We start from the raw sequence: 13,425 nt of genomic DNA, 5'->3' as shown, positions 1-13,425 counted from the left end.
GGTCGTCAACGATAACGCTGGGCATCTGATGCCCCGCGGTGTCCGGGCCACCATCGCGAGCGTGCTCGCTCCTACAGGTTTTATTTCCCGGCGATTCGCCAGACCCGCGCAATGTCGCTCGCTCGCTCGCGCAGCAATCGCGGCGCGTTCATGCACGCGTCGTCCAGGGTCATCGGCCCGCTGACCAGGGAGAACGCGGCGTCGATGCCGTGGGCGTAGAGATCCTGGTAATCCTCACCCAACGACCCGGCGATGGCGATCACCGGCACGCCCCGCTCACGGGCGATCTGCGCCACGCCGAAGGGCGTCTTGCCGCGCAAGGTTTGGGCATCGAACCGCCCTTCCCCGGTGATCACCAGATCGGCACCTTCGACGGCTTCGGCCAGGCCCACCAGCTCAGCCACCACTTCCACCCCGGGCATGAACTGCGCCCCGAGAAACGCCTTGGCGGCAAAACCCAGGCCGCCCGCCGCGCCACTGCCCGGCTCGTCGCGCACATCTTTGTTCAGCACTTTCGCGCAGTGATCGGCGAAGTGGCCGAGGGCGTGATCGAGCAATTCAACCTGCTCCGGCGAAGCGCCTTTTTGAGGACCGAACACTGCGGAGGCGCCTTGAGGTCCGCAAAGCGGGTTGTCGACGTCTGCGGCGATGTCGAAACGCACGGAGGCCAGACGTGGGTCGAGTTCGCTGATGTCGATGCGGAACAGATTCGCCAGGGCCAGACCGCCCGGTGCGAGCGGCTCGCCCTGGGCATCGAACAGTTTCATGCCCAGCGCCTGCAACGCGCCCGCGCCGCCATCGTTGGTGGCGCTGCCGCCGATAGCCAGAATGATGCGCTGTGCGCCTTCGTCGAGGGCGTAGCGGATCAATTCGCCGGTGCCATAGGTGCTGCTGACACAGGCATTGCGCAGAACGACCGGAACCAATTGCAATCCGCTGGCTTCGGCCATCTCGATGATCATGGTGCGGCTTTCGGGCAACCACCCGGAGCTTGCATGGGCGGTTTCGCCAAGGGGGCCGCGCACTTCGGCACGATGCCGTTCCCCGCCGCATGCCGCCAGTACCGCCGCGACAGTACCCTCGCCCCCGTCGGCCATCGGGCAGGTGATCACCTGCGCATCGGGCCACACTTCCCGCCAGCCCAAACTGATGGCGTCAGCCACGTGTTGAGCACTGAGGCTGTCTTTGAACGAGTCAGGGGCAATCACGATTTTCATGGGAATTCTCCAGTTCCAATACCTTCATCCTGCCAGTCGCCAAACACGATGACGCCGGTCTGCTGCACAAGGGAGCAGGAGGATTATTGTTCATTTCCACAAAAGCATCGAAATCGCACCACAAAACCAATGTGGGAGCGGGCTTGCTCGCGAAGAGGCCGTGTCAGTCGAAATCATCATCGACTGACACACCGCATTCGCGAGCAAGTCGAATCGTCGCACCGCCGCTCCCACAAGGGATTTGTGGTGATCATTGAGGATCGGGCAACAACTGCACCCCCAGATACAGCGCCAGCATCCCGTCCAGCCGCAACGGATCAACCCCGCTCAACTCGGCAATCCGCTCCATGCGATAGCGCAAACTGTTGCGGTGAATGCCCAGGGCATCGGCGCAGGCCTGGCTCTGGCCGTCGTGGTCGCACCAGCTGCGCAGGGTCGCCAGCAGTTGGCCGTTACTGTCCTTGGCGATGACTTTGCGCAAGGGGTTGAGCAGTTCGTCGAGGGCGTCGTCGTTGCGGTGGCGCCAGAGCATCACCGGCAATCGGTAGCGGTTGAGGGTCAGCAACCTGGAGCGCGGCAACACCTCGCGCCCGTAGGCCAGCAAGTCACCGACCCGCCGATAGCAACGACGCAACCCGGCCAGCCCATCGGCCTGCCCGCCCACGGCGATGCGCAAGATGTTCCAGCCCAGGCCGTCGAGCTTTTCCAGCAGCCGCTCATTCTCCACGCTCTGGCTGGCCGGCCGGCACCACAGCAACGACGACTTCGCCGAGCTCACGCACCAGCTGTCCGGGTAGCGCGTAGTCAACCAGGCGCTGAGCGCCTCGACGGTTTGCCCCGGCCCGTGTTCCAGGCCCAGCTCGAACAGATACGGCACCCGCGTCAAATTCGGTTTGAGCCCCAGTTGCTGTGACTCGTCGATCAACCGTGGCGAGTCGCCCGCCTCACTGAGCAACAACGCCAGCAGATCATCGCAACGCTGGCGCCGCCATTGCTGTTCCGCCTGTTGGTTGCGCTGGCCTACCAGCATTTCGGCAGTCATGCGCACCAGGGCGGCGTAGGTGCGCAACTGATCGGGCTCGCCGGTGATGCCCAGCACGCCGATCAAGCGCTGGTCGAGCATCAGCGGCAGGTTGATGCCCGGCTGCACGCCCTTGAGATGAATCGCCGTCTGCGCATCGATCTCCACCACCCGACCGTTGGCCAGCACCAGTTGCGCGCCTTCATGGCGGGTGTTGATGCGCTCCGGCTCGCCGCTGCCGAGGATCAGGCCCTGGCTGTCCATGACGTTGACGTTGTACGGCAGGATGGCCATCGCCCGGTCGACGATGTCCTGGGCCAGGTCGTGATCGAGTTCGAACATAACGGGGATCCTTCAGAGGGTGGGTGACGCGCGGTTGTTCACCCGCACAGGCCTTGAATGCAAACCCTGTGCTCAGGCACAAAGACAGCGGCCACGGCGGTGGCCGAGACTCTCAAGGCGATCAACGTTACCCTTTGCATCGCAAAAAATCATAATAAAGAGAGAGCCCGCCATGTCACAGAGCGCCGCCGCTACCCAGGCCATCGTTGACGAGAAAAATGCCGTCTACAAACGCATTACCCTGCGTTTGATCCCCTTCATTTTCATCTGCTACCTGTTCAACTACCTCGACCGGGTGAACGTCGGCTTCGCCAAGTTGCAGATGCTCGACGCGCTGAAATTCAGCGAAACCGTCTACGGCCTCGGCGCCGGGATCTTCTTCATCGGCTACGTGCTGTGCGGCGTGCCGAGCAACTTGGCGCTGACCAAATTCGGCCCGCGCCGCTGGATCGCGCTGATGATGATCACCTGGGGCACGTTGTCGACTTGCCTGTTGTTCGTCACTACCCCGACCGGGTTCTACACCCTGCGCCTGTTCACCGGCGCCGCCGAAGCCGGCTTCTTCCCAGGCGTAGTGCTGTACCTCTCGCAGTGGTTCCCGACTTTCCGCCGCGGCCGCATCATGGCGCTGTTCATGTCGGCGATCCCGGTGTCCGGCCTGCTCGGCAGCCCGTTCTCCGGCTGGATTCTCAACCACTTCGCCGCCGGACAAGGCGGCCTGGCGGGCTGGCAGTGGATGTTCCTGCTGCAAGGCATTCCGACCGTAATCCTCGGTGCGCTGGCCTACTTCCTGCTCAGCGACAGCTACGCCAACGCCAAGTGGCTGACCCCATTCGAGCGCTCGGTGCTCGAAGCCGACCACGCCGAAGACCTGGCCAACAAGCCCAAGACCACCAGCGATTCGCTGGCGGCGGTGTTCAAGAACCCGGCGATCTGGGCGTTCGGCCTGATCTATTTCTGCATCCAAAGCGGCGTCTACGCGATCAACTTCTGGCTGCCGTCAATCATCAAGAACCTCGGTTTCAGCGACAACCTGCTGATCGGCTGGTTGAGCGCGATCCCGTATCTGCTGGCCGCCGTGTTCATGCTGCTGGTCGGTCGCTCCGCCGATCTGCGCAAGGAACGCCGCTGGCATCTTGTCGTACCGATGCTGATGGGTGCGGTCGGCCTGCTGATCGCGGTGAACTTCGCCGGCAACCCGACCATCGCCATCCTGGGTCTGGCCATCGCCACCATGGGCGCCCTCACCGGCCTGCCGATGTTCTGGCCGGTGCCGACCGCCATGCTCAGTGCCGGTGCGGCCGCAGGCGGTTTGGCGCTGATCAACTCCATGGGCCAGATGGCCGGTTTCCTCAGCCCCTATCTGGTGGGCTGGGTCAAGGACAGCACCGGTTCGACCGATGCCGCCTTGTATCTGCTGGCGGCGGTGATCGCCTTCGGCAGCCTGCTGGCGCTGCGCATGACGCGCACCTTGCGTAACCAGTGATCCTCCGGGCGCCGAAGTCCCGCGACCTCGGCGCCAACAATTCATTTTGATCCCCCGGACGTTTCTGGTATTTGATGAAGCCTTTCCCACCGGTAAAAGGACTTCAACATGAGCTATCGCACGCTGGGTCAATCGGGTATGCAGGTGTCGACCCTGACCCTGGGCACCATGATGTTTGGCGAGCAGACCAGTGCCGAAGATTCCCTGCGCATCATCAACAAGGCCTGGGATCAGGGCATCAACTTCATCGATACGGCCGACGTTTATACCCAGGGACGCTCCGAAGAAATTGTCAGTGAAGCGATTGCCGGCAACCGCCATGAATGGGTGCTGGCCACCAAGGTCGGCTTCGGTCCGGTGGATGGCGTGCCGAACCGCAGCGGCCTGAGCCGCAAGCATGTGTTCAATGGCATCGACGCCAGCCTCACCCGTTTGGGCACCGATTATCTCGACATCTATTACCTGCACCGCGAGGACCACAACACGCCGCTGGAAGTCACCGTGTCGGCGATCGGCGATCTGATTCGCCAGGGCAAGGTTCGTTATTGGGGGCTGTCCAATTACCGTGGCTGGCGCATCGCCGAAGTGATTCGTGTGGCCGATGCGCTGGGGGTCGACCGTCCTGTCATCAGCCAGCCGCTGTACAACATCGTCAACCGCCAGGCCGAAACCGAGCAGATCACGGCGGCGCAGAACTATGGCCTGGGTGTGGTGCCTTACAGCCCGTTGGCCCGTGGGGTGCTCAGCGGCAAGTACGCGCCGGACGTGGCGCCAGACGCCAACAGCCGTGCCGGGCGTCAGGACAAGCGCATCCTGGAAACCGAGTGGCGCCCCGAGTCGTTGCGTATTGCCCAGCAGATTCAGCAGTACACCCTGGAGCGCGGGGTGGGAATTGTCGAGTTCGCTATTGCCTGGGTGCTGAACAACGGCGCGGTGACCTCAGCCATTGTCGGCCCGCGCACCGAAGCGCAGTGGGATGCCTACACTAAGGCGCAGGCGGTGAAGATTACGGCAGAGGATGAGGCATTCATCGATTCACTGGTGACGCCGGGGCATGCTTCGACACCGGGGTTCAATGATGTGAGCCATTTTGTGTCGGGGCGCAGGGCGCGGTTGGCTTGAGATTTATCGCGAGCAGGCTCGCTCCCACAGGGTCCGGGTTGCATCGGGATTTGCGTACGCCACGGTCAATGTGGGAGCGGGCTTGCTCGCGAAAGCGTCGGGTCAGACACCATCATTGTTGAATGTCAGTCCGCCTTCGCGAGCAAGCCCGCTCCCACAAGGGTTTTAGCTCTTGGTTCGGGATTGTTGGAAATATTGAGCACCCGACCAATATTCAGCACAAAAACCACGTATCCTCCGCACCCCGTTTTACCTTCGACTTCGCGAGGACAGTTTGTCTAAAGGCATTGCTCTATCGGTTTCAGCCTCGGTGCTGTTTGCCGTCATGTATTACTACACCTCGCTGCTCACCCCTTTGAGCGGCGTGGAGATTTTTGGCTGGCGCATGCTGCTGACCGTGCCCTGCATGACCGTGTTCATGGTGGTGTCCGGCGAGTGGCGGCGCGCGGCTGACCTGCTGCGTCGGGTCGCGGCGCAACCGAAACTGGTCGCGGGCCTGATTGTTTCTGCGGCTCTGCTCGGCGTGCAACTCTGGCTGTTCATGTGGGCGCCACTCAATGGCTACAGTCTGGATGTGTCGCTGGGCTATTTCCTGCTGCCGCTGGCCATGGTGCTGACCGGGCGCATCGCCTACGGGGAAAGCCTGTCGTACCTGCAGAAGATCGCGGTGTTCTTCGCCTGTCTGGGCGTGGTCAACGAGGTTTACCAGGTCGGCGGCTTTTCCTGGGCCACGCTGGTGGTGGTCGTGGGTTATCCGCTGTATTTCGTGCTGCGCAAATGGCTGAAGACCGACAACCTGGGCGGGCTCTGGGTGGACATGACCCTGATGCTTCCGGTTGCCTACTGGTTCGTGCACGGGGGTGAACAGGGGTTTGGGGTGTTCGATCAGTACCCTGCCCTGGCGTGGCTGATCCCGCTGCTCGGCCTGATCAGTGCATCGGCCTTGGTGGTGTACATCATTGCCAGCCGTTTGCTGCCGTTCAGTCTGTTCGGGTTGCTGAGTTATGTGGAGCCGGTGCTGTTGCTGGGCGTGGCGTTGTTGCTGGGGGAAAGCATCAAGTCCGGGGAATGGTTGACCTACATTCCGATCTGGCTGGCGGTGGTGGTGCTGGTGTTTGAAGGTTTCAAGCACTTGATGCGGCAGCGTAGGCCGTAAGAACACCAAAAACCAAATGTGGGAGCGGCGGTGCGACGATTCGACTTGCTCGCGAATGCGGTGTGTCATTCGACGATGATGTCGACTGACACGGCCTCTTCGCGAGCAAGCCCGCTCCCACAGTTTGATCGGTGTAATGCCTTACTCGGCGTTCAACACACCACGGCGTACCTGATCCCGCTCGATCGATTCGAACAGCGCCTTGAAGTTACCCTCACCGAAACCGTCATCCCCCTTGCGCTGGATAAACTCGAAGAACACCGGCCCCATCAGCGTTTCAGAGAAGATCTGCAGCAGCAGACGCTTGTCGTCCTTATCGGACGAACCGTCCAGCAGAATGCCCCGCGCCTGCAGCTCGCCCACCGGCTCGCCGTGGGCCGGCAGGCGGCCTTCGAGCATTTCGTAGTAGGTGTCTGGCGGTGCGGTCATGAAGCGCATGCCGATGCTTTTCAGGTGATCCCAGGTCTTGACCAGATCATCGGCCAGGAACGCAACGTGCTGGATGCCTTCGCCGTTGAACTGCATCAGGAACTCTTCGATCTGGCCCGCGCCCTTGGACGATTCCTCGTTCAGCGGGATGCGGATCATGCCGTCCGGCGCGGTCATGGCCTTGGAGGTCAGGCCGGTGTACTCGCCCTTGATGTCGAAGTAACGGATTTCACGGAAGTTGAACAGCTTCTCGTAAAAGTTCGCCCAGTAGGCCATGCGACCGCGATACACGTTGTGGGTCAGGTGGTCGATGATTTTCAGGCCCGCGCCGACCGGATGACGGTCCACGCCTTCGAGGTAGACGAAGTCGATGTCATAGATCGAGCTGCCTTCACCGAAACGGTCGATCAGGTACAGCGGCGCACCGCCAATGCCCTTGATCGCCGGCAGGTGCAGCTCCATCGGACCGGTTTCGATGTGGATCGGCTGGGCGCCCAGTTCCAGCGCGCGCTTGTAGGCCTTTTGCGAATCCTTGACCCGGAACGCCATGCCGCACACCGACGGACCGTGCTCGGCAGCGAAGTACGAGGCGACGCTATTGGGTTCGTTGTTGAGGATCAGGTTGATCGCGCCCTGGCGATACAGGTGCACGTCCTTGGAACGGTGGGTCGCGACTTTGGTGAAGCCCATGATCTCGAAGATCGGCTCCAGGGTGTTGGGGGTCGGCGATGCGAATTCGATGAATTCAAAGCCCATCAGGCCCATCGGGTTTTCGTATAGATCTGCCATGGTTGGCGCCTCATCATTCTGGTCAATTAACTGAAGGTTAGTTGCTGGAGATGCTGAGACCGGCGGGTGGCGCGCAGGAAATGCCCCGCACGCTGCGGGCGAGGAAATCACCGTAGATCAATTGAAACCCTAATAACTTCATGGTCGACCCAAGGCTCTTGCGGGCGAAGCTTCCGTTGCCGGAAGACGAATTCTTGTATGCGTAACCTGATTCTACACAGCGTAAATCAGTTTGTCCGCCTTCTGTATGAAATCCCCTTTTCCGACACCGAAGCAAGGGGTTTATTGCACAGGTAAATCCCCAGCAGGATCAGCCCTCCTCCCAGGTACATCGCCAGGGTGAGCTGTTCGTCCAGCAACAGCGCGCCGAGGATAACCGCCGTCAACGGGTTCAGGGCAATGAACACGCCGGAGCGGGTCGGGCCGATTTTGCGGATGCCGTCGTAATAGGCGATGTAGGCCAGCGCCGAACCCAATACGCCTAGATACAGCAGGCTCGACCACTGTTGCGGACCAAGGCTGAACAGCGCGGTGAAGCTCAACTCGCCACGAATCGCACTGGTGACCCAGAGCATCAGGGTGCCCAGCAGAATCGACCAGGTCACGGTCTGCACCGGCCCCAGGCTGTGGTTGAGCTCCCTGGAGAACAGCGAATAAATGCCCCAGCCCAGCACACAACCGAAAATCAGCAGATCGCCGATCCAGGCATCGGCATTGTCGGCCATCAGTTGCGGGTTGCGGCTGACGATCACCACGCTGGCGCCGGCGATGCAGATCGCGATGCCGATGACTTTCGCCCGGCTCAAACGCTCCTTGAACAGCAGCCATGAAGCCAGGCCGATGACCGCCGGGTTGAGCGCCACGATCAGCGAGGCCCGCGAAGCGTTGATGTAGTGCAGGCCATAAAAGAAGCAGAGGTTGTAGAAGTAGATCCCGAAGAAGCCGAGGATCGCCAGTTGCAGCCATTGCCGGGGGTTGGGCCGGGTCAAGGGCACGCGGGCCATCAGCAGGAACAGCAGCAAGGCCACGCTGGCCAGCAAAAACCTGAGGCTCGCAGCAAACAAGGGGCTGAGGCTGTCCGCCAGCAAACGCCCCGCGACAAAGGTACCGCCCCAGATCATGGTGACCGCCGCCAGCTTCAGATACACCGGCACATCAGAGGAACGGGTCGGGCTGTTCTCGCAAATCATCGGAAACGTCCTACATTGAATTTTCATTGGGTGACGTATGATTTGGCTAATACCCACTCATCGTAAAATGAGTAAACACTCATGACCCTCACCCAACTGGAGATATTCTCCACCGTCGCCGAACTCAACGGCTTCACGGCAGCGGCCCAGCGCCTGGGCATCAGCCAGTCCGCGGTGTCCCATGCGTTGAAATCCCTGGAGCGGGAATTGGGCGTGGAACTGCTGCGCCGCCATCAGACCCAAGTCGAACTGAGTGACATCGGTCAGCAACTGCTGCTGCGCGCCCGGGCCATGCTCGGCCTGGCCAACACCATGCGCCAGGAAGCGGCGGATGCCCGGGGCATGAAGCGCGGGACGTTGCGTATCGGCTCATTCGGCCCGACTTCGTCGATCAAATTGCTCCCATTGATTCTCAAGCACTACCGCGCCGCCCATCCGGGTATCGAGGTGCACATCGATGAAGGCCCGGACCGTCAGGTCATCCAGTGGCTGCAGGAGCGGCGTATCGACATCGGTTTTGTGGTGCTGCCTGACGAGCGCTTCGACACGGTGGCGTTGCTCGAAGATCAGATGGTCGCGCTGCTGCCCGCCCATCATCCGCTGACCCGCCGCGACAGCGTCAGCCTGAGCGACCTGTGCCATGACCCATTCGTACTGACCGAAGCGGGCTCGTCGGAGCTGGTGTCACGGCTGTTCCACGGCGCGCGGCTGATGCCTAACATCCGCTTTCGCTGCTCGCAGTTGCTGAGCACGCTGGATACGGTGGGTCGCGGCGACGCCCTGACCGTGGTCGCCGAAAGTTCTCTGCCCGAACACGACGACGGCCGCTATGTGAAAAAACCACTTTCCCCGGTAGTAGCCCGGCAGATCGGCCTGGCAGTGCTCGACCAGCGCCAGGCGTCACCGGCGGCCCTGGCCTTCATCAAACTTGCGCAACGGCTTGACTACAGATGAACGGCACAACTAACGGCGGCCAACTATCATGGCTGCAACTTGATCTCTTCATGGAGGGCGTTTTTCGCCGCCAGCATTTAAGAGCCCGACTTCATCGCCACAGGTTTCACAGATGCCACTGAAAGCAAAATCCCGCAAACGCAGCATCAGGATGGCGGTGACCCTCGCAAGTGGATTGCTCCCGGTAGTGCTCGGTGTCGTCATTCTCTACATGCAGGCTGAACGCGCACTCAAGCACAGCGCCGAACAAACGGCCGAAGAAGCGATTCAACAATTCGAACTGATGCTGGACAACACCGCCCAGGCCGCTCGCGAACTACTGCCATTGGCCGGCCAACGTTGTCTTGACGTTAATCTCGCCCTACGTGAACAAGTCACTCGACGGCCTTTCGTGCGCTCTACCAATCTGGTCTGGGACGACGCCATTTATTGCAGTTCGCTGTTTGGCGATGTGAATGAAAAAATCTCCTCCGGTGACTACGAAGGAGGTCGGTTATTACTGATGAAGGGCAACCCGGTAACGCCGGATACCGCCTTGCTGGTCTATCGGCTGAGCGAAGGCAAACGTGGTGCGATGAGTACTCTGGATGGTTACCATCTCAGTAACGTGCTGCGCCTGATCGGTAGCCATACTTTGCTGGTGCTGCAAGTCGGCCCCAACTGGTTATCCGCCGACAACCAGTTTCATGAGGGCGCCCTGCCCGACTTTGCAGTGGCGCAAAGCAAGCTCGATTCTTCACGCTATGCCTTTGGCGTAAAAGCCGGTTTTCCCGAGGGTGAAATATGGCGCTATATGAGCAGCGAGTATCCGGCACTGTTCAGTTTGCTGATTTTCTTCGGCGCTGTGTCTGCGGTTATCGGGTATTTGCTACAGAGGCGTTCCACTTCTCCGACCCATGAAATGAAACGAGCAATGGAGGCCATGGAGTTCGTTCCTTACTTTCAGGCCGTGGTGCATGGCGATACCAAGAAAGTCTCGGGTATCGAAGTGCTGATGCGCTGGAATCATCCAAAAGAAGGCCTGGTGCGTCCTGACCTGTTCATTCCCTTCGCGGAATATTCCGGGTTGATCGTGCCGATGACCCGGTCCCTGATGCAGCAGACGGCGGTGTTGCTCGGGCCGTTGTCTGCGTCATTCCGTGAGCCCTTTCATATCGGCATCAACATCACCGCCAGCCATTGCCAGGACCTGGAACTGGTCAGCGATTGCCGGGAATTCCTCGCGCAATTCGCGCCCGGATCCATCCATCTGGTCCTCGAGCTGACCGAGCGTGAACTGATCGAACCCACTCCCCTCACCCATCAGCTTTTCGAGCAGTTGCGCGAGCTTGGGGTGAAGATCGCCATCGACGACTTCGGCACCGGTCATTCAAGCCTGGGTTACTTGCGCCAGTTCAATGTGGATTATCTGAAAATCGACCAGAGCTTCGTGGCCATGATCGGTGTCGACGCTTTGTCCGGCCATATTCTGGATACGGTCATCGAACTTGCCGTAAAGCTCGATCTGGCAATGGTTGCAGAGGGTGTAGAGACCCAGGAACAAAGTGATTACCTGACCGCACATAACGTTAACTTCCTGCAAGGCTATCTGTACGGTCGTCCCATGCCTGGCGCTGAGTTCATTAGTGCATTAAGTGTCGATTAAGGGATGGTTTCAAGCGACCAAACCACCATAAAACGCTCTGAATCGAATCGAAATACAGCGGCGTGTTACATGAAAAAAAAGACATGATTTACTCTTGATGAATTAACAACTACAATTTTTTCCATGCCTGCGGTAATTTAGCGGGTAAGCGATTTAATCACCGAGTCGCTTCAAGGCTTTTGGCTTATAGCTTTGTTTGCGGTTGGTTTCAGCCAAACACACTATTGGAGTAATCATATTGTCCAGACTCGCTGAATTTCGTGCAGCTGAAAAGGCCCTTCAAGAGCAGCTCAAGCAGCTTGAATCCCTGAAGAACGATGCCGGGCTCAAGAAAGAAATCGAATTCGAAGAAAAGCTCCAGGGCTTGATGAAAACCTACGGCAAGAGCCTGCGCGACATCATCGCCATTCTCGACCCGAACCCGGCCAAATCCGGTCTGCAGCAGGCCGCAGCGCCTAAAACCCGCCGTGCTCGCGTGGTCAAGGTTTATCAGAACCCGCACACCGGCGAACTGATCGAAACCAAGGGCGGCAACCATCGCGGCCTGAAGGCATGGAAGGAACAATACGGTGCCGGCACCGTTGATTCCTGGCTGCGCGGCTAAATCCTCGCGCTATAAACAAGCCCTGCGAATGCAGGGCTTTTTTCATGGATACCATACAAATGCAACGATATTGGCGAATCAACTCGCTACTTGCAGATCAACTTTGTGCTTAATCCCTTCGGGTATCTAAGGATTTCCGCGTCAGCCCAAGCCTGCAGCTACTAAAGTCTTTCAACTAAAGTTTCAAAGCGTTACGAGCTGTTTCTATTTCTTCCTGACTCGCCTTATAAGCCTCAGCCTGCCCCGCGTACGAAAGAACGTAGGCCTTATCAGCATCCACTGCCGCCACCAAAGTTTGCGAAAGCACATGTCGACCGTTTTGGGTGATGGTGCAAGTGGTTTCCAGCGCCGATAAACGGCTCAAGGTCGCAGGATGTATGCGATTGCAGACACTTTGATAACCGCCCTGGAAAAAGTCCTTTTGCACGGACTTGCGCATTTCCATCAAAACGCCTTCAAGATTCACCTGATGCCCGCTCTGCACCTGGGTCATGGTCAACTCCATGACCATCACCGGCGTGCCACTTTGGTCGTTTTTCACTGCACGCTGGCGAGAGACAGTGGACGCTGCGTTGTCTTGCGCTATCTCTTCAACCTGCCATCCGGCGGGCCAGGTCATGACCGGATCTTCAGCGTGGGCACTGGCGGCGGCGAACAGCGCGCCTGTGAGAATAAAAACCGATGGAGCGAATCGAATCATTTCAATGAACACTCAGCTATTGAAGTCTGAAGTCTGAGCCCCGACCGACTGTCAGGCAATAGCCGACGGTTTTGGTTTGGTGATGTCCCAACCCTTGCGTATCATTGTCGCCATTCAATCGCCCCGCTTATTTTCGGAGGGCCCATGAGCCTGCAAGAACTGAACACCTTCCCCGGCGTTACCGCCCAGCCTGATGCCGCGACCCAGAAGTTCGTCTTCAACCACACCATGCTGCGGGTCAAGGACATCACCAAGTCCCTGGACTTCTACACGCGCATCCTCGGTTTCACCCTGGTGGAAAAGCGCGACTTCCCGGAAGCGGAATTCAGCCTGTACTTCCTGGCACTGGTCGACAAGGCGCAGATCCCGGCCGACGCAGCCGCCCGTACCGAGTGGATGAAGTCGATCCCCGGCATCCTCGAGTTGACCCACAACCACGGCACCGAGAACGACCCGGATTTCGCCTACCACAACGGCAATACCGATCCGCGCGGTTTTGGTCATATCTGCATTTCGGTGCCGGATATCGTTGCGGCCTGCGAGCGTTTCGAAGCGCTGGGCTGCGATTTCCAGAAGCGCCTGAGCGACGGCCGCATGAAGAGCCTGGCGTTCATCAAGGACCCGGATGCTTATTGGGTTGAAATCATTCAGCCTGCGCCGCTTTAAGGTTCGCCACGATTAAAACTGTGGGAGCGGGCTTGCTCGCGAATGAGGGCTCACATTCAACTTTGATGTTTACTGACACACCCCCCTCCCGCACAAGCCCGCTC

12 protein-coding genes are annotated in these 13,425 nt (G+C 59.4%); 7 read left to right on the top strand and 5 right to left on the bottom strand.

The annotated features are described in order from the left end of the window. Positions 1-80: 80 nt before the first annotated feature. Together ACW9JE_RS00530 and ACW9JE_RS00525 are read right to left on the bottom strand one after the other, a co-directional pair. Complete coding sequence (locus ACW9JE_RS00530; protein WP_224538571.1) at positions 81-1,217, bottom strand: glycerate kinase; 1,137 nt, start codon at positions 1,215-1,217, stop codon at positions 81-83. A 250-nt stretch (positions 1,218-1,467) separates the two neighbouring features. Then, complete coding sequence (locus ACW9JE_RS00525) at positions 1,468-2,580, bottom strand: sugar diacid recognition domain-containing protein (RefSeq protein WP_457431497.1); 1,113 nt, start codon at positions 2,578-2,580, stop codon at positions 1,468-1,470. 172 nt (positions 2,581-2,752) lie between these two features. Between ACW9JE_RS00525 and ACW9JE_RS00520 the strand changes: the two genes are divergently transcribed. From ACW9JE_RS00520 to rarD, 3 genes are all read left to right on the top strand, one after another. Further along, positions 2,753-4,066, top strand: a complete 1,314-nt coding sequence (locus ACW9JE_RS00520; protein WP_457431496.1) for an MFS transporter — start codon at positions 2,753-2,755, stop codon at positions 4,064-4,066. A gap of 108 nt (positions 4,067-4,174) precedes the next feature. Next, complete coding sequence (locus ACW9JE_RS00515; protein ID WP_457431495.1) at positions 4,175-5,188, top strand: aldo/keto reductase; 1,014 nt, start codon at positions 4,175-4,177, stop codon at positions 5,186-5,188. Between the two features lie 274 nt (positions 5,189-5,462). After that, positions 5,463-6,344, top strand: a complete 882-nt coding sequence (gene rarD, locus ACW9JE_RS00510) for an EamA family transporter RarD (RefSeq protein WP_457431494.1) — start codon at positions 5,463-5,465, stop codon at positions 6,342-6,344. A gap of 141 nt (positions 6,345-6,485) precedes the next feature. Here the strand turns inward: rarD and hppD are convergent, their stop codons facing one another. Beyond that, positions 6,486-7,562 carry a 4-hydroxyphenylpyruvate dioxygenase gene (gene hppD, locus ACW9JE_RS00505; protein WP_224535279.1) on the bottom strand — a complete coding sequence of 359 codons (1,077 nt, stop codon included), beginning with the start codon at positions 7,560-7,562 and terminating at the stop codon, positions 6,486-6,488. A 227-nt stretch (positions 7,563-7,789) separates the two neighbouring features. After that, positions 7,790-8,752 (bottom strand): DMT family transporter, encoded by a 963-nt coding sequence (locus tag ACW9JE_RS00500; protein ID WP_224535277.1) that lies wholly within the window; start codon positions 8,750-8,752, stop codon positions 7,790-7,792. A gap of 81 nt (positions 8,753-8,833) precedes the next feature. On the opposite strand from ACW9JE_RS00500, the gene ACW9JE_RS00495 reads away from it, so the two are divergent. The 3 genes from ACW9JE_RS00495 (at position 8,834) to ACW9JE_RS00485 (ending at position 11,955) form a co-directional block, all read left to right on the top strand. Continuing rightward, positions 8,834-9,706 (top strand): LysR family transcriptional regulator, encoded by an 873-nt coding sequence (locus tag ACW9JE_RS00495; protein WP_224535276.1) that lies wholly within the window; start codon positions 8,834-8,836, stop codon positions 9,704-9,706. Between the two features lie 112 nt (positions 9,707-9,818). Further along, complete coding sequence (locus ACW9JE_RS00490) at positions 9,819-11,351, top strand: EAL domain-containing protein (protein ID WP_457431493.1); 1,533 nt, start codon at positions 9,819-9,821, stop codon at positions 11,349-11,351. A 238-nt stretch (positions 11,352-11,589) separates the two neighbouring features. Continuing rightward, positions 11,590-11,955: a histone-like nucleoid-structuring protein, MvaT/MvaU family gene (locus tag ACW9JE_RS00485; protein ID WP_150770591.1), complete on the top strand. Its 366-nt coding sequence runs from the start codon at positions 11,590-11,592 to the stop codon at positions 11,953-11,955. A 175-nt stretch (positions 11,956-12,130) separates the two neighbouring features. On the opposite strand, the gene ACW9JE_RS00480 is transcribed toward ACW9JE_RS00485, so the two are convergent. Beyond that, the gene (locus tag ACW9JE_RS00480) at positions 12,131-12,655 is read right to left on the bottom strand and encodes a DUF4946 domain-containing protein (protein WP_224535286.1); all 525 of its coding nucleotides are present in this window, start codon (positions 12,653-12,655) and stop codon (positions 12,131-12,133) included. A 144-nt stretch (positions 12,656-12,799) separates the two neighbouring features. On the opposite strand from ACW9JE_RS00480, the gene gloA reads away from it, so the two are divergent. Next, positions 12,800-13,321, top strand: a complete 522-nt coding sequence (gene gloA / locus ACW9JE_RS00475) for a lactoylglutathione lyase (protein WP_224535271.1) — start codon at positions 12,800-12,802, stop codon at positions 13,319-13,321. The last annotated feature ends 104 nt before the right edge of the window (positions 13,322-13,425 follow it).

The organism is Pseudomonas sp. SDO55104_S430 (assembly GCF_054070595.1).
The sequence above is the reverse complement of the archived record's forward strand: the minus strand, read 5'-3'. Positions and strand labels throughout refer to the sequence as shown.

Bases quoted from the DNA above. Each gene is read 5' to 3' on its own strand.
- ACW9JE_RS00530 (WP_224538571.1), bottom strand. From the start codon at position 1,217: ATGAAAATCGTGATTGCCCCTGACTCGTTCAAAGACAGCCTCAGTGCT.
- ACW9JE_RS00525 (WP_457431497.1), bottom strand. From the start codon at position 2,580: ATGTTCGAACTCGATCACGACCTGGCCCAGGACATCGTCGACCGGGCG.
- ACW9JE_RS00520 (WP_457431496.1), top strand. From the start codon at position 2,753: ATGTCACAGAGCGCCGCCGCTACCCAGGCCATCGTTGACGAGAAAAAT.
- ACW9JE_RS00515 (WP_457431495.1), top strand. From the start codon at position 4,175: ATGAGCTATCGCACGCTGGGTCAATCGGGTATGCAGGTGTCGACCCTG.
- hppD (WP_224535279.1), bottom strand. From the start codon at position 7,562: ATGGCAGATCTATACGAAAACCCGATGGGCCTGATGGGCTTTGAATTC.
- ACW9JE_RS00500 (WP_224535277.1), bottom strand. From the start codon at position 8,752: ATGATTTGCGAGAACAGCCCGACCCGTTCCTCTGATGTGCCGGTGTAT.
- ACW9JE_RS00495 (WP_224535276.1), top strand. From the start codon at position 8,834: ATGACCCTCACCCAACTGGAGATATTCTCCACCGTCGCCGAACTCAAC.
- ACW9JE_RS00490 (WP_457431493.1), top strand. From the start codon at position 9,819: ATGCCACTGAAAGCAAAATCCCGCAAACGCAGCATCAGGATGGCGGTG.
- ACW9JE_RS00480 (WP_224535286.1), bottom strand. From the start codon at position 12,655: ATGATTCGATTCGCTCCATCGGTTTTTATTCTCACAGGCGCGCTGTTC.
- gloA (WP_224535271.1), top strand. From the start codon at position 12,800: ATGAGCCTGCAAGAACTGAACACCTTCCCCGGCGTTACCGCCCAGCCT.